The sequence below is a fragment of the Sphingobacterium sp. MAE genome, from assembly GCF_056711605.1.
Genome location: NZ_CM160044.1, coordinates 3,482,982 through 3,498,524 on the forward strand (window position 1 = coordinate 3,482,982; position 15,543 = coordinate 3,498,524).

The 15,543-nt window shown below is 38.5% G+C and carries 12 protein-coding genes; 4 read left to right on the top strand and 8 right to left on the bottom strand.

Annotation, left to right across the window (positions count from 1 at the left end):
* Positions 1-48: 48 nt before the first annotated feature.
* Positions 49-489 carry an acyl-CoA thioesterase gene (locus AC06G9_RS15005; RefSeq protein ID WP_260948883.1) on the top strand — a complete coding sequence of 147 codons (441 nt, stop codon included), beginning with the start codon at positions 49-51 and terminating at the stop codon, positions 487-489.
* Between the two features lie 49 nt (positions 490-538).
* Here AC06G9_RS15005 and AC06G9_RS15010 read toward each other — a convergent pair whose 3' ends face one another.
* Complete coding sequence (locus tag AC06G9_RS15010; protein ID WP_094772482.1) at positions 539-982, bottom strand: Hsp20/alpha crystallin family protein; 444 nt, start codon at positions 980-982, stop codon at positions 539-541.
* 412 nt (positions 983-1,394) lie between these two features.
* Here AC06G9_RS15010 and AC06G9_RS15015 point away from each other — a divergent pair, with 412 nt between their 5' ends.
* The gene (locus AC06G9_RS15015; RefSeq protein ID WP_293927430.1) at positions 1,395-2,162 is read left to right on the top strand and encodes a methyltransferase domain-containing protein; all 768 of its coding nucleotides are present in this window, start codon (positions 1,395-1,397) and stop codon (positions 2,160-2,162) included.
* A gap of 21 nt (positions 2,163-2,183) precedes the next feature.
* Here the strand turns inward: AC06G9_RS15015 and AC06G9_RS15020 are convergent, their stop codons facing one another.
* Both AC06G9_RS15020 and AC06G9_RS15025 read right to left on the bottom strand, forming a co-directional pair.
* The gene (locus AC06G9_RS15020) at positions 2,184-2,810 is read right to left on the bottom strand and encodes a methyltransferase (protein ID WP_480956598.1); all 627 of its coding nucleotides are present in this window, start codon (positions 2,808-2,810) and stop codon (positions 2,184-2,186) included.
* A 402-nt stretch (positions 2,811-3,212) separates the two neighbouring features.
* Entirely contained in the window at positions 3,213-3,863 is a 651-nt protein-coding gene (locus tag AC06G9_RS15025) for a DUF2625 family protein (RefSeq protein ID WP_293927426.1), read from the bottom strand.
* A gap of 592 nt (positions 3,864-4,455) precedes the next feature.
* On the opposite strand from AC06G9_RS15025, the gene AC06G9_RS15030 reads away from it, so the two are divergent.
* Positions 4,456-5,199: a 3-keto-disaccharide hydrolase gene (locus AC06G9_RS15030; RefSeq protein WP_094772479.1), complete on the top strand. Its 744-nt coding sequence runs from the start codon at positions 4,456-4,458 to the stop codon at positions 5,197-5,199.
* Between the two features lie 104 nt (positions 5,200-5,303).
* Here AC06G9_RS15030 and AC06G9_RS15035 read toward each other — a convergent pair whose 3' ends face one another.
* Positions 5,304-7,091, bottom strand: coding sequence for a mechanosensitive ion channel family protein (locus AC06G9_RS15035; RefSeq protein WP_480956599.1), 1,788 nt, complete (start codon positions 7,089-7,091; stop codon positions 5,304-5,306).
* A 46-nt stretch (positions 7,092-7,137) separates the two neighbouring features.
* On the bottom strand, positions 7,138-7,761 hold the full coding sequence (locus tag AC06G9_RS15040; protein WP_480956600.1) for a hypothetical protein: 624 nt from the start codon (positions 7,759-7,761) through the stop codon (positions 7,138-7,140).
* 353 nt (positions 7,762-8,114) lie between these two features.
* On the opposite strand from AC06G9_RS15040, the gene AC06G9_RS15045 reads away from it, so the two are divergent.
* Positions 8,115-9,092, top strand: a complete 978-nt coding sequence (locus tag AC06G9_RS15045) for a hypothetical protein (protein WP_480956601.1) — start codon at positions 8,115-8,117, stop codon at positions 9,090-9,092.
* Between the two features lie 216 nt (positions 9,093-9,308).
* Here AC06G9_RS15045 and AC06G9_RS15050 read toward each other — a convergent pair whose 3' ends face one another.
* Genes AC06G9_RS15050 through AC06G9_RS15060 form a run of 3 tightly spaced genes read right to left on the bottom strand, consistent with a single transcriptional unit; the run spans position 9,309 to position 15,543 of the window.
* The gene (locus AC06G9_RS15050; protein ID WP_293927414.1) at positions 9,309-10,292 is read right to left on the bottom strand and encodes a DUF4973 domain-containing protein; all 984 of its coding nucleotides are present in this window, start codon (positions 10,290-10,292) and stop codon (positions 9,309-9,311) included.
* A 38-nt stretch (positions 10,293-10,330) separates the two neighbouring features.
* Positions 10,331-12,385 (bottom strand): RagB/SusD family nutrient uptake outer membrane protein, encoded by a 2,055-nt coding sequence (locus tag AC06G9_RS15055; protein WP_248753212.1) that lies wholly within the window; start codon positions 12,383-12,385, stop codon positions 10,331-10,333.
* An 11-nt stretch (positions 12,386-12,396) separates the two neighbouring features.
* Positions 12,397-15,543 carry a SusC/RagA family TonB-linked outer membrane protein gene (locus tag AC06G9_RS15060; protein WP_480956602.1) on the bottom strand — a complete coding sequence of 1,049 codons (3,147 nt, stop codon included), beginning with the start codon at positions 15,541-15,543 and terminating at the stop codon, positions 12,397-12,399.

The following is a 15,543-nucleotide window of genomic DNA, read 5'->3' on the forward strand; positions in this document are numbered from 1 at the left end:
ATATTATTTTATTCACTACTTTAGTTTAAATCAAAAAAATATCATCATATGGATAAAGTATTTTTTAGAGGTCAGGTACTGTGGGCCCAAATCGATCCAAATCGACATTTACGCCATTCTGCTTATGCAGATTTTTGTGCTCAAGCGAGAAGCAATATGCTAAACGGGATCGGATTATCGCTTAATCAATTTGCTATCCATCAAATCGGCCCCATTTTATTTAGAGAAGAACTACTTTATCATAGAGAAATTCATCTTGACGAGGAGATCTATGTTGAAGTGGAATTGACGCAATATAATGTAACGAACAGTCGCTTTTCATTCCGACATGTTGTATTTAAAGCCGATGGCACCAAAAGTGCTACCGTAATTGTGGATGGGGCCTGGTTAGATTTAGAAAAAAGAAAGTTAACCCCAATCCCAAATGAATGGAGTCATTTTATCAAGAAAATACCAAAGTCGGACGATTACGTAGAAATAAACGCATAAAAAAAGCTTGCAGAAATCATCCTGCAAGCTTTTTTTTAATAAACACCTATTACTTAACTTCTATCAACCGTTTTGCTACAATTGAATCTTCTTTTTTACCTACTGTCACTACGAGTACACCGTCTTCATACAGCGCATCAATATTACTGTGATCTACGGTTTCAGGCAATGCAAAGGATCTTGAAAAAGAGGTATAATTAAACTCTCTTTTACTAAATAATTTCTCATCACTTACTGATTCTTCTTTTTTATCTGCAGAAATGGTGATAATTTTTTTATCCACATTGATCTTAAAATCTGACTTCGACAACCCTGGAGCTGCTAGTTCAATACGAAACGCTTTTTCTGTTTCAGAAATATTAACCGCAGGAACGCGAGAGATTAATCGATCTGAAATAAAAGAATCATTAAACAAATTATCAAATACTGTACTTACAAATGGATTTACAGAATCTGTATTCAAACTTTTTGTTGGAAATTTAATTAATGCCATTTTTTTATCCTCCTTTTATTAGTTATGTATTATTTTTTTTATATCAATTTATAAGCATATTTCAATTCCCATACCAAATTATAAAAACAACCCAATGTAGACAAAATGTCTTAAAAATATTTTCTAAAAAGACATTTTGTCATTTCATTATATTGCTAAAAATGACAACAACCTACTAATCAATGCCCTCACTATATATATAAAGCATTTCTTTCATGCTTGCGAGCAACGATCTTATGTTCATTGTAATGGAAATAGTATTGCGGAACAAACAAAAATTGATTTTCAAACTTATAATGGAAGTGGTACACATATGAGGAAATAATGATGGTATGGTGAATTCTTAGATCTGGAAAACCCTCCCTTATTTTATGAAGGTATCCGTACATTGGTCAAAAATAATTTGCAAAACATGAACTGGAATCCCGAAATTTATAATCAGTTTAAAGATATCCGATATCAACCTTTCTATGATTTAATTGCTTTCATTACCCCAGAGCAACAACAACATGCGATCGATATCGGTTGCGGTACCGGCGAACAGACTTCTATTTTAGCAAGCAAGCTTAAAACGGCACAATTTACAGGTGTTGATTCTTCTGAAGCTATGCTTGCAGAGTCGAAACAATTTGTGCACGACAGATTATCCTTTAAACAGGCTGCGACCGAAGATGTCGTGGACAGTAAGGAAAAATGGGACTTGATATTCAGCAATGCTGCTTTACAATGGTCCGATCAGCATGATGTACTATTTCCAAAGTTGATAGCACTACTGAATCCGCACGGTCAAATAGCTATTCAAATGCCCATGCAATCGGATAACGTCTTAAATCAAATCTTATTGAAACTGGTCGATGAAGAGCCTTTTAAAAGTTACTTACAGGGCTGGAAAAGAGAATCGCCGATGCTGAGCATCGATGAATACGCCACGATCATGTTTCATGGCGGACTGACCCACATGCAGATCATTCAAAAGGTCTACCCAATCCTAGCAGAACATGCACAAGATCTATTGGACTTTATATCTGGATCTGCCTTAATTCCTTATATGGATCGATTGCAGGGCGATCAAAAGGAAGAATTTATTGCTGAATATAAAAAACGTATTGAACTAAAATTTTCTCAATTTCCTGCTTTATATGCTTTTAAGCGACTTTTACTGTATGGGAGAAAACCATAATCCAATGATGCTATTCACGGATTATCTTTTCAAAAAATTAACAAAAACTTCTTTACCTGCTCTGGGTTTTATACTATTATAGCACTTTTCCATAGTCTGTAATATAAAGTGAGGAGCAAATAGTTTTTGATAGGACACAAGATCTCCGCCAAATGGAGGACCTGGATTTGCAAATAATTGATCAAAAAGTACACCGACGAGCCTACCATCTGGCTTGAGCAAGGAGGATACTTTTTGTACATAGTCGGCACGCCGATCTGGCGCAATAGCACAAAAAAAGGTTTGTTCCAACAACAGGTCATATTGCCCTTCATGTTCAAAAAAATCTGTGCAGACCACGTTTACTTTTGCATGATCTGCAAATTTAGCAGCGACCCTTTTGATTGCCTCAGGAGCAAAATCAATTAAAGTGATATGCTTAAAACCATGCTCAAGTAGATATGCGGCTTCGTACGCATTGCCACAGCCTGCAATCAGGATCTGAGCATCTTTATTTGGATACTGGTCCATATAGGCACATATCGCTGGAGAAGCATATCCAATATCCCAACCGATTTGATTGTCTTGCCATTTTGAATTCCAATATGCTGGGTCTAAAGTCGAATTCAACTGTTGATCCACCGAGGGATTTTCTATTTTTTTATTCATAAATATTACTACGCTGAATAGATCTAAAATACGACATGATCGCGATATATCAATTAAAATAATTAGAAACGCCTATCATGATAAAAGCAACAGGATAAAAAAAATAAAAAAAACTTTTGCTTAGTGTAAAAATAACACTATATTTGTATCATCATAATTTAGGTTTATAATTGGTTATAAAGGTTTTCATTCTCCCCGTTTGAAAACCTTTTGTTTTTTCATATAAATCCATTTTTTTGCACCTTAACACATCATGTACTCCTTGCCAAGACAACTCAATCTTTTAAAAGGCCTCGATATATTTTTAGAAAAAAAATGGTCATCCAACAATCATCTACGATTTGAAAATTAGGGGAGTTATTGCTGTCTGGAATTAAAATTGAAAAAACCTTTTGCTGTACATTATATTGCTTGCAATGCGAGCTTGACCTGATGCTCTGTGGCAACCAATTTTCTCTGGCTGGACTGCGCACTGGTTTGCTCCTCCGCGGTCAAATGTGCATAGACTTGATCTCCATTAACGTTGGCAATATCCTGCTTCCATGACTCCCATTTGTAGCCTTGATAAAATAAATCCAGATCACCATTTAAAGACCAGTTGACAAAGTCCGCATAACCGCAAGCTAAGCTTTCCCAAGTGGAAGTGTGGGGAGCAAAATAATATATTTTACCTATATCATCGCCCAGCTCACCTGCATTGATGGCATAATATCCTCCGATAATATCATCTGCAATGAATAGGTAGCCGCCCTTTTCTCCTTCGTTGACATATGTTTTTCCTTTATTCCATTCCATAATACCTCTATTGAGTTTGGTGGAACCTGAACCTAAAATCCGTAACCAACCATGGTCAATAAGGATCCCTCCTGTCTCAAATACGATGGCACCAACTGGAGACTTCGTGGATATCTGCAAGCGTAACAATTCCTCATCGGCACGTTTTGGATTTTTTGGCAAAATCTCAAAGTTATTCTTCGATCCTTTCATCCACGTTTTTACCAATCCCCAACCAAACTCTTCCTTATTTATTAAATCTTTTAACGTCTTCATCATCCATATTCTTTAAACCAATCCCTATCTATCCATATCACTTACCTCCTACTATGCCTTTTAAAACTGTAAATTGAACGAACTCATTTACCGCAGGAATTAAAAAAAACCGATGTAGCGATCTGTATTCAGTAATACAAAGAAATAAAAAAGAAACGAATATCACGGTAAAACATGGTTATAAATAGATTATTAGCTGCTTCTGGACGTTTAAAACCACAATTTAAGAGGGATGACAAATCTTTTTTAAAAAAAATATTAAAAAAGATTTGACTTAGTGTATAAATAACACTATATTTGTATCATCATAATTTAGGTTTATAATTGGTTATAAAGGTTTTCATTCTCCCCGTTTGAAAACCTTTTGTTTTTTCACCTAACTCGCACATAACAAGCTGAAAATCAAATAACATTAACATTTTACAATTTTAGCGAGAATGCTTTTTGACGTGCAACCGATGATCGGACTATCTTTCTGACATTTAGAAAAAAGAAGAGTTTATTTAACATGGATGTCTTTAAACTCTCAATTTATTGAACTTTTCAATTTTTATCTCCGAATACCTATATTTACGTTAAATCAATCTATAACAGTATGAACAAGATATTTCAGATCAGCGGTATTTTTTGCTTGAGTTTAATGAGTACATTAACGTACGCTCAAACCAAATTTCAACCTGAAGATACCGAATTTTACACGCCTACGCTACGCACGGTCACGACTGCTGCTAATCAAGCCCCTTCAGATGCTATTGTTCTTTTCGATGGCGCTAACCTGAATCAATGGGTGAGTTCTAAAAATACAAGTCAACAGGCGCCTTGGCAAGTCAAAAATGGGGTTTTGATATCTACTCCACATACGGGAGATATCCAGACCAAACAGAACTTTGAAGATTTTCAATTACATGTCGAATGGAAAAGCCCAGAAGTAATTAAAGGCCAAGGGCAAGGACGTGGAAATAGTGGTATATTTTTACAGGGTCATTATGAAATTCAAGTTTTGGACAATAACAACAATCCTACTTACGTCAATGGTCAGGCGGGCTCCGTTTACAAGCAACAACCTCCTCTTGTGACTGCTGTCAAACCGGCTGGCGAATGGCATACTTATGATATCTTATATACCGCTCCTCGTTTTAATACGGATGGTGTTCTGATCAAGAAGGGTATGGTGACATTGCTACATAACGGAGTTGTAGTACAATATAATACACAGATCGAGGGTACTACAGAATATATCGGCATGCCAAAAAGGTTGGTGCATGGTCCAGGTCCAATTGTACTACAAGATCACGGTGATCTCGTCAACTTTAGAAACATATGGATCAGACCGCTCTAATGGTCAAGAAATAATTGCACAAAAAGAGTTGCGTTTCATACATGCAGCTCTTTTTTTTTACATACAGTGAGATCATTGCTATCTTTCATTTTGTGATCAGAATTTCATGATGACTGATTTTTCAAATAAATATCTTGTGCAGGGACTGCTAAATGTATTCCATTTTCTTGAAAAATCTTGTTGATAGTAGCAATCAAATTACTTTTCACCTGTCCCGAATCTTTTATCGTTTTCACCCAAAAATAGATTTCCAATGCAACAAATTGGGCAGAAACTTCTCCGAACTGTATGTCTGGCGCAGGATTTTTTAAGATCTGGTCATCTAGCTCCATACTATCTAATAATAATGTCCTGACCTTTTCCAAGTCTGTCCCATATTGCACTTCCACCCGTATATGAACACGCTTCCTCATGCCACCCAGTGTCCAGTTGATCACATGAGAATTTAATAAGTCTCCATTGGGCATGATGAGGTCTGCGCCATCGGCCGTGGCAATGACACTGCTTCTAAACCCGATCGACTTGACCTTACCTGACTGTCCGCTAATTTCGATCAGATCATCGACATTCACTGGTTTTTCAAAAGCAATAATAAGACCGCTCACTAAATTGTTAACAAGTGTTTGCAGTCCAAATCCAACACCGACTCCTAGTGCGCCGATAATCAACGTAATTTGCTGCACAGGTATGCCAACTGCAGCAAAAGCCAAGAAAAGTCCCAATACGATGATACTGATCCTAACCAAGAGGATCCAGCTTCCGATATGAAACTTGTTTTCCTTTCTTTCATCGCGGTTTCTCCACTGTGGATCTGAGGCAAAAAAAGAAACCACTTTTGAAAGCATGGTTGCACTGAACATAATCAAAAAGAAAATGAGGATATTATATAGAGAAAATGTATAACTCCCTAATTGATGCTCACTATAAAATAATTCATTAAATGGTTCAGCAAGTAATTTGAATTCATAAAAATTGCGTCCAAACAATATAAACCAACCTGCTATCAGGATGGTATAAAAAAATACGGGAGCCCGTTTCCCTACCCTATTATAATTGATATAGAATAACCTTCTTTCTTGCTTTTTATAGATCATCGAAGCATAGGTTAATCCTTCGTTTACTAAACGTATCACCCAAAGAAAAACAATGGCAACTACGACATTCAGTAAACCAGAAACCATCAAAACCTTCGCAATATTAAGCCGACCAAAAATATTTAAAGCAATTGACATCACCTCCATAATCACCATCAAACAGATGGGAAACAAAATCCATTGCTCCTGAAGTGTGCGATGTTGTTTTTTAAAAAACAGTGCCAATACGCCTATCAGAGTACCAAATACGGCTATGATGATCATTCCCCAACGTTCCGGACGAGAGACCTGTAAGATAAAATTATCCATTGCTGCCAATAAATAGAGGGTCAATATCGATAACCAGATAACCATCCAATATTTTGAGATATGATGACGAAAAATAATAGTGATCAATAAAGCGGTAGTAAACAAAATAATGGTTGAAAACACAAAGGGAGGATCGGTAAATAAAAATTGCCCTATGGCTAAAGCGATAGCAGTTCCCGAACAAATTGGAGCACTTAGCAACATACTATTTTCAGCATCAGCACCACTTTGCTCTCTTATTCCATTTTTTAATGAAAATAAGTATAAAATCACCATTCCAATACTGATGAATAAAACCATAAGCTTTCCCCAATTTGCTTTTATATAATAAGCCATGAGCAGCTTTGCTTTCAGGATGGAAAAATGAAATATTTCTTCGAGAGGACGGTCGTACTTACTTTTTTCCCAAAGGGAAGCAAATTCTTTGGCAAAACTCTTATCTGAAATCTGCTGCTGATAATAACGAATTTCATCCATATCTGTTTCCAATTTCAGAAGTTCGAGATTGACAAGGTTTTGTACGATCTGTATTCCATTAATATTTTGACTGAGCTTTTTCGTTAACAGGCGATATTTCTTTAGCCAATATCTTAAGTCTGCTCAAATATAAACTTAACTCCAAGGAATCGTGTGATAGGGTGAACAACGATTTGTCATTAGTCAGCGAGTCGATCTGTAATCGATAATTGACTAACTGTGATTGATAATGATCTACATTTCGCTTATAACCTTTAACTTCCATTTGCAACGCATTTAATATATTAAAAGTCGTTGTTAAATTTCGAGAGGTTTGTGAGGAACCTTTATTTTCAAACACCCCATCTTGAGATAATTTGTGCCAAGCGGCAATCTGATCCAATTCCAACTTTAGAGAAACGGTATCAAATCCCTTTTTCAAAAATGCGCCAGCCTGCCTCGAAATAATTTTGATTTCTTCAAAAATCTTATTCTGCCTAATGATTGCTCGATCTTGTTCCAGATCTATCAAGCTTTTCTTTGAAGATTCTTTAAAAAAGGTTCCCATCTGGGTCACAAAATCTGCCTTTAACGTATCTCGTCTTATATGCATACTGTCCTGACCTCTTACCGGAGAGATTGGTGATAAAAAAAAGAAACCTAAAAAAACAAGATAACAATAGGTTGCAAATATTTTTTTCATGAGGGGACATTTAGGTAACAGATTTCAGTATTTGGTGACGATGATCCGCAATCGGACTAAATAAAACTAAGAAATATTTTTCAGATTATTAAAGATAGCAATCGCATTCTACTGTATTTTTCTAACGCTGATACTTGATATTGTGACCAGTAATTATTGGGACAGTTTTTTATTTCACAAAAAAATATCACTAGATTTATAATCTATTATCATTGATATATGTTTCGAAAAGTTGTAATGACAATATTGATTTTGAATGCCAGAAATTATTTTTATGATATAAAATGATACGATCTATATATGACTAAAGAAGTACTTTACCAAAAAATAAACCTAACTAAAATATAATCCTTATGAAAATTCTGAAAACGGTATTAAAAATATCAGTTTCCTGTTGTTTAATATTCAGCACACATGCTGTATCGGCACAATTTGGTGGCTTACTCAATAAAGTAAGTAAGGCTGCAACGAGCAAGGGAGCGCAAGTTTTAGGTTTGGATAAACTCTTAAAGGAACCAGAAGCGATCACGACAAATTTTGAAGATGTGGACCGAAAGGGAGAACAGATGCCAGATTTTCAACATGATGCGATATACAAACCATTACAGGAACTATCCCGTAATGGGAAGGATGGTTTTATCCTACAGGCAGGTCATTATGAGATGACCAACAAAAGTTATTGTCTGAAAGCTGGTACGCACGCCCCATCATCAGGTGATGGTTACATGTATGCTCCTACATTAGGCAAAAAAAGAGATGTCGTGGTGGCGATACTCAAAAGTGCAGAACAACACCCTGAGGTTGAGCAAAGTGATATTCAAATGCTTTTATGGACCATCATTGCACGAACTAAATTTATTGACTATGCAGGATCTGTCAAGGAAACTGCCTTAATCTTGCTCACACCAAAACAGTTACTGCAACTGGAGGGAGGTGCATTGGGGATTTTACCTTTTGATGCTATGCAAGCTGCAAAAGATCAATTACCAGCATCGCTACGTGCCGTCTTTGAAGCAGAAAATAACATCAGAAATCTCGTGTCCTCTGGCAATTACTCTTATGAAGAGTTTGAGCAGTATGCAATTTTGGCGGGTATTGCTCCTCCAAGAACAGATACGCCAAGCGGAATTTGGACTTTACATCCAGATGGTTACTATATTCGGTATTTCCCGAGTGGTTACAGTGTAACACGTATTCAAATTTATGTGCCTGAAGGATTGATAAAGGAAGGTCAAACATTAATCTATGACGCAACGGATGATATCTCTTGCCCTGCCAATAATGGTTCACAGCGTCTAGCACAGACAAACGAACCGATCCTAAATCGATAACGATCGATCGAGCACATGTAAAAAATATTCAAATTCCATTTTTCACAAGGCTACTCCTTTTCAGATTTAATGATGGTGTAGTTTTGTGGAATCCATGGAAAAATATGTAGCATGATCACTTAGATTCCACAAAAAATGCGAAGCTTTGACACTCCGCATTCTGTACAAACTAAATCAGTAAACACTTTTTCACATGGATCCGTGTGGTCTTTCTTTTTACCATTCGATTGACTGATCTTCGTCGGGAATCTCGGTATTCAACCGCCGCTGTAAAATCAATGAACCGGTGACCTTGTATTTAATATCAACATTTGGAACCATGGTATAATCGGTAAATTGATAGTCAATATTATTGATGGCAATGTAGCGATGCAATAGATATGGGCGAACCGCATCCTTCTGTTCTGAAATGGTATAGCTGGCATCTTTATTTACTTTAAAATTGATATTGGGATTATCAGCACGAAAGCTGACCCCACCAGTTTCATTAAAAGTGGCATAAATTTTATATTTACCCCGATCTTGTCGTTCCTCATCGATATTTCCTGCGTAAAAGAAAATGGTATTTTCGTCAACTACATAACTGCGAATTTCACTTTTAACGATTGGCGTTTCATTTTCATAGCCCTCCATATTTGTTTTTAATGCAGTTCCGCTATAAGTTCCTGAGTAATTGTTAAAGGGGTAGATCCGCAATAAGGCTTTTCGGTAGTGCTTTCTTGGATTAACTTGATAACTGTTGGAGGGATCATCCACGATGGTTAGCGGGAGCACCCATTTATCGACCATATCAATATTCTTGAGCGTAAAGTCTATCGGCATTAAAGCAGTGCTTTCACCTGATTTTATATGGACTGTTGGAGCCATGGAAAAGTATTGACTGGTGAGCTCGCGATAATAAAAATCCGCTCTATTTTGAAAGCGTTCATAATTCAGCACTTTCAATGTATCGGTATCTACACGAATTTGAACGGTCATATTTTGATCATTGATGGTCGATCCACTAACGATCATCGGCAACATGAAAGTCGTCTTCTGATCTCCTTTATACCGCACATAGATATTAGAGACACCTTCACTTGTCAAAGGGGCCTTAAATGAAACAAAATTTTCAAATTGTTCATCTTTCCACTCATCATTGCATCGGCTAAATACGAGCAGTATAGCGAGTAGCAAGAGTTGTATATATATTTTTTTCATGGGACAATTTATTTTTATAAGTTCAAACTCATCTATCTTTAATCATTGTAAGTCCAACCCGGATTTTGTGTGAGTCGTTTGTTACGTTTCAGTTCACTGTGACTGATCGGCCAAAACCACATTTTATCGGCAAAGGTTGTTTTAAGTGTCCAAACGGCTACGGGTCTATGAAAGAGGTCCCGTTCCTGAGCATTCATCAAGATGTTGCAACCATAAATAGGTAAAGCTTCTTCAATCGGCGCATCCATCCATCGACGGAGATCGTAGTAGCGCTGGCCCTCTCCCATCAATTCAATAAAACGCTCCCGCTTTAGTGCTTTTCTTAACTCCACTTTGCTGCTATACACCGGAGCGGGATAATCAGGGACACCACCCCGAATTCGAACCGGATGAATACCGCGCTGCATCTGGCTGATATCCCGACTGATCGCATACGTTGCACCTCGCCATGATGGAATATTGTAGGAACCACTGAGTTCATTTAACGCCTCAGCATAGCCCAACAAAATATCCGCGTAACGAATGGCCGGTTCGGCTTTTGAAATGACACGTGCTGCACTTCCACCTTCGTAGGTATCACTAGGATGAACAAATTTTTTCACTCCAAAACCCGTTCTTAACCAATAGGCATTGGAAGAATTGAATCCATTGCCCTTGGTATCATCACGATAATAAAATACTTGCTGATTGCGGTTGCGTTCCAAGGTTTCATTGAGCAAGGTCCAGAAGCTACCATTGTAAGCAACAGAAGCATAGAAGCGTGGCTCTCTATTAGCATATTGTAACGAAACTCCTTCTCTCAAGGGCTTATATTTCCCTGATTTATAGTCATCAGCTGATACATAACCGCTTAAACGATTTGATCCATTACCACGTCCGATCTCGATATCTTTACCGGGAGCGTCTTTCCCATCATTCATATAATAGGCATCGACAAGCTTTTGCGTGAGCCCATGGGTATTCCATCCGGTTGCAGAACGCGGCAACTGATGGATGACCATAGCTGCAATACTCTCACCGTCTTGATTGTTACCTCTTGTGAAGATCAGTTCCGGATTTCCGGAGGCTTGCAGGGTACCGTCAAACACTTGCGCATAGGATTTTGCGGGATCGATATTCGCCCAACCTTCTGGCCAATTTTTTTCTGAAAAATTATTGTCTTTGGGTGGTACAACGGTTGCATCGTCGCCAGTTTGTTGAATCGGAACCCAATACAGTCTATATACGCCCAGCTCAATGACATCTCTAGCTGCGGCTGCAGCCTTTGCCCATTTTTCTTCTTGATAATCAGCTGACAGCAACTTTTTGCCCGTGTCATCGATTAATCTGGATGCAAAACTTGATGTGTTTCCATTTGCTAACGGACTTGCAGCATAGAGCAAGACTTTGGCACGTGTGGCCAATGCTGCCCCGCAACTCGGACGAGCGGAACCATCTTGACCACGATTCATGCCCAATTTTTCCATTTCTTTTGCAGCAAGCAATAGCTCATCTGCGATGAATGTCGCACACTCTTCATAAGTACTGCGTGCTGTAGCAATCTGGTCATAGCTTTCTGTATAATCGATTCCTTGATCGGGCAATAAGGGAATGGGACCATATTTGCGTAAGAGCAGCCAATACAGATAGGCTCTGCCAAAACGAGCTTGGCCCCGATAATCCTCAATCTCGGCTGCAGTCATCTCTGTATTCATATATACATGATGAATAAAGGTAGTTGCATTGCGAATACCTCGATAACACTGGGTCCAACTGCTTTGTTTATCATTTTCAGTATAAAGCCCCATTTTGAACATGTTATAAGAAAGCTCGTTCTTTGAAGGGTCAAAATCCCGATCCCGATCACCATAGTACATATCATCGGCAAAATTATGCGGTGTCAGTCCTTTACTGGCAACATCAACATTCTCACCCTTTAATTCTTCAAAAACGTGCGCTAACCATTCTTCTGTATAAACTTTACTTTTAAAGACTTTTTCAATCGTGATCCGATCTTTGAAGTATTGATCAGATTCGAGGTAATTTTTTTTACAGGAGGAAATTATACTGGTGCATAGCACCAATAATACCATGGAATATATCTTCTTTTGCATTTCTCTTCAATTTATAAGTTAACATTGATACCTAACGTAAATGATTTAGGCAGCGGATAGTCTTCTCCTCTTGGGCTGGCAAGTTCAGGATCCCAAAGCTTAAATTTTGACCAAGTCAGCAAATTGCTTCCAACAAAAAAGATACGGATGTTATTGGTCTTGATCCGATTAGCCAATGACTTGGGTATGGAGTAACCGATATCCAATGTTTTGAGACGAAGGTATTGACCGTTTCTAAGCCAATAGGTAGACTCCCTAAAGTTATTTGGGTTTTGACCATAACTTAAACGTGGATAAGAGGCATTGGGGTTTTCAGTAGCTGGATCTCCAGAGATATCTGCAGAAATCCAACGGTTATCGCCCATTACTCCTTTCATTACTTGGCCCCACTCCCCTTCACTAAATGCATATACGGTCTTTCCGTAGGTGGAAAAAGTAGATTTTCCTGCTCCTTGAAAATGTACATTCAGATCAATTGATTTCCAACTGACCGAAGCACCGATACCATAAATCAAATTTGGCCTTCTGGTAGCGCCAATAGGCACGCGGTCGCCATCATCAATCACTCCATCGCCATTGATGTCCTTATATTTCAAGTCTCCGGGCTGATAATTTCCGAAAGTTTGGGTCGGACTGTTGCGGATATCATCATAATCCTTGAAAAGACCTAAGGCCACTAATCCTTTAGCTTGATCGACACGAAAACCGCGTTCATTCTGATAACCATATACATTATTCTCTTCGTCTTTCTCCAAAATGACATTTTTGCTGTAGGTGATGTTACTTCTTGCGGTAATATGGAATGCTCCAAGAGTTTGCTTATACTCAAATCTTCCGTCGAATCCTCGTGACTGCACCGCACCTACATTGGCTCGGGGTGTACTCTCCAGCCCCACGATCGCAGGTAAAAATCTACGTTCCATATAGATTCCTGTACGCTCTTCATCGAAGAAATCAAGGTTGGCAATAATCTTATCTTTAAATAGGGAGATATCGAATCCTAGATTTTGCTTTGTTGCCATCTCCCATGTCACGTAGGGTGAGGCTACTTGTGCATATTTCATTCCTTGATAGTATCTATTGAACCCATAGTCAGCCCATTGATAGCCTCCATCTGGGATCCTGTTGCCTGCACCATCTAAAGCAAAACTGCCATCACTATTCCTGCGCCAGATTTCTTCAATAGTATATAAATAAGGGAATCGCTCCTGACTGCCATTAACTCTCAGTTGATCATTGCCGACACGGCCCCACGAATAACGGATCTTAAACATATTGACCCAATCCAAGTTTTCTTTGATGAAGGGTTCTTCTGATATATTCCAGGCGGCAGAAACTGCTGGAAAAAAACCATACTGCTGTCCAATAGCGAAATTTTCTGAACCGGTGTAACCAAAATTGAAATCGGTGATGTACCTATTTTTCCAGTTATAGGTGACCCTTCCTGCTAACGCCTGATTGCGTCTGGAAATTCCATTTTTGATATCGCCACCGATGTTTACAGTATTGACCAATGCGTCTCGTGTAAATCGAATCACTCCGCCAATATTATGGTGACCAAAGCTCCGGTCATAGTTGAACATTAAATCCAGAAATTCACGTCTTTCACCTTCTGCACTACTCATTTGAAACATTTCGCTGGGATTGGACACATGCGTAAAAATGAGGTTCCCATTTTCATCACGCGCACGTTCGGCACGCCACTGCTCAGGCCATTTACGGCGAGATATATTGCTTTTATTGTTGGTATCAAATCCGACAATGCCTCTGGCCCGAAGTCCTTTGGTAATAAAATCGAAATTTTGTTCGATGGAAACATTGGTCTGAATACTATTGGTCCAATTTTCATTAAAACCGGTCTGCGTGGCGACTACCCATGGATTCGTTTGGTTACCAGTGCCTATAGCAGGTACATAGCCATTGGAATACATCACTGGGGTACGGATGGGTGAATATCCAAACAGTACACCCCAGAAGTCATCATCGCCCATGCCGGGACTGTTTCGTTTGTCTAGAGATCCTGCGACACCAACTTTAGCGACCGTTGTTTTGGTGATATTAAAGTCGGTATTCAAACGATAGTTCCAGCGTTTAAAGTTTGCATTGGTGTTATAATCATTGCGCAAGGTTTCATCGATCTTATACATCCCACCTTCTTCAACATAACTACCTGAAGCAAAATAACGCGCTGTGGGTCCACCACCGCTCATATTGAGATTGGCTCTATAGGTCATCGCACCATCTTTGAGCAACAGATCTTGCCAATCTACATTTGGATATAAATCTGGATCCAAGCCCAATCGTAAAATTTCTAATTCCTCAGGCTGATAAATGGGTGCCTGATTACGGGTGATACGCGATTCATTTAAAAGATTAGCGTAGGTAACACCATCTTCAAATTGAGGGGTGATCGTACGGGTATTATAAATGGTTTCATCTTTAAAATTGATATTGATTTTCCCCTCTTTACCTCGTTTAGTCGTGATCAGAATTACTCCATTTGCTCCTCTGGAACCATAAATTGCGGTTACGGCCGCATCTTTCAATACGGAAAAGGACTCAATATCTTCAATATTGATATCGTTGATATTACGCTCAATATTATCCACTAAAACCAAGGCACCTGTGCCACCGCCAAACGTGGAAATACCACGAATCCAGAATTCGGAAATATTTTTGCCTGGTTGTCCAGATTGCATCATGGCCATTACCCCTGGTACATTTCCTGCTAATGCATTAGAAAGGCTCGAAGTGGGATTGGACTTTAAGTCATTGACATTTACACTACTGACAGCTCCTGTAGAGGTCAATTGTTTTTGGGTACCTGTTCCTGTTATCACGACTTCATCCAGCACGCTGGTTTCTGATTTTTCCAGTGTCATATTTATAGCAAAAACATCTTTGATCAGCACGTCTTGTTTGATATATCCGATATACGAAAATGTCAATCGTTTATATCTTTCTACTTTGATTTTATACCGACCATTGCTATCTGTAACCGTACCTAATCCAGGTGAATCGGTTACAAAAATACTCACTCCTATTAAGGGTTGTTTTTGGGCATCAGTGACGACACCGGTTATCTCGACAATCTCTTGAGCCAACAGACTACAGGTAAAGCCGAGCAATAACATCGCTATTATTAAAAATTTTTTCAT

What these genes read in the sequence shown, in the direction of transcription:
- AC06G9_RS15005 (WP_260948883.1), top strand. Translation starts at nt 49, where the DNA reads ATGGATAAAGTATTTTTTAGAGGTCAGGTACTGTGGGCCCAAATCGAT.
- AC06G9_RS15010 (WP_094772482.1), bottom strand. Translation starts at nt 982, where the DNA reads ATGGCATTAATTAAATTTCCAACAAAAAGTTTGAATACAGATTCTGTA.
- AC06G9_RS15015 (WP_293927430.1), top strand. Translation starts at nt 1,395, where the DNA reads ATGAACTGGAATCCCGAAATTTATAATCAGTTTAAAGATATCCGATAT.
- AC06G9_RS15020 (WP_480956598.1), bottom strand. Translation starts at nt 2,810, where the DNA reads ATGAATAAAAAAATAGAAAATCCCTCGGTGGATCAACAGTTGAATTCG.
- AC06G9_RS15025 (WP_293927426.1), bottom strand. Translation starts at nt 3,863, where the DNA reads ATGATGAAGACGTTAAAAGATTTAATAAATAAGGAAGAGTTTGGTTGG.
- AC06G9_RS15030 (WP_094772479.1), top strand. Translation starts at nt 4,456, where the DNA reads ATGAACAAGATATTTCAGATCAGCGGTATTTTTTGCTTGAGTTTAATG.
- AC06G9_RS15040 (WP_480956600.1), bottom strand. Translation starts at nt 7,761, where the DNA reads ATGAAAAAAATATTTGCAACCTATTGTTATCTTGTTTTTTTAGGTTTC.
- AC06G9_RS15045 (WP_480956601.1), top strand. Translation starts at nt 8,115, where the DNA reads ATGAAAATTCTGAAAACGGTATTAAAAATATCAGTTTCCTGTTGTTTA.
- AC06G9_RS15050 (WP_293927414.1), bottom strand. Translation starts at nt 10,292, where the DNA reads ATGAAAAAAATATATATACAACTCTTGCTACTCGCTATACTGCTCGTA.
- AC06G9_RS15055 (WP_248753212.1), bottom strand. Translation starts at nt 12,385, where the DNA reads ATGCAAAAGAAGATATATTCCATGGTATTATTGGTGCTATGCACCAGT.
- AC06G9_RS15060 (WP_480956602.1), bottom strand. Translation starts at nt 15,543, where the DNA reads ATGAAAAAATTTTTAATAATAGCGATGTTATTGCTCGGCTTTACCTGT.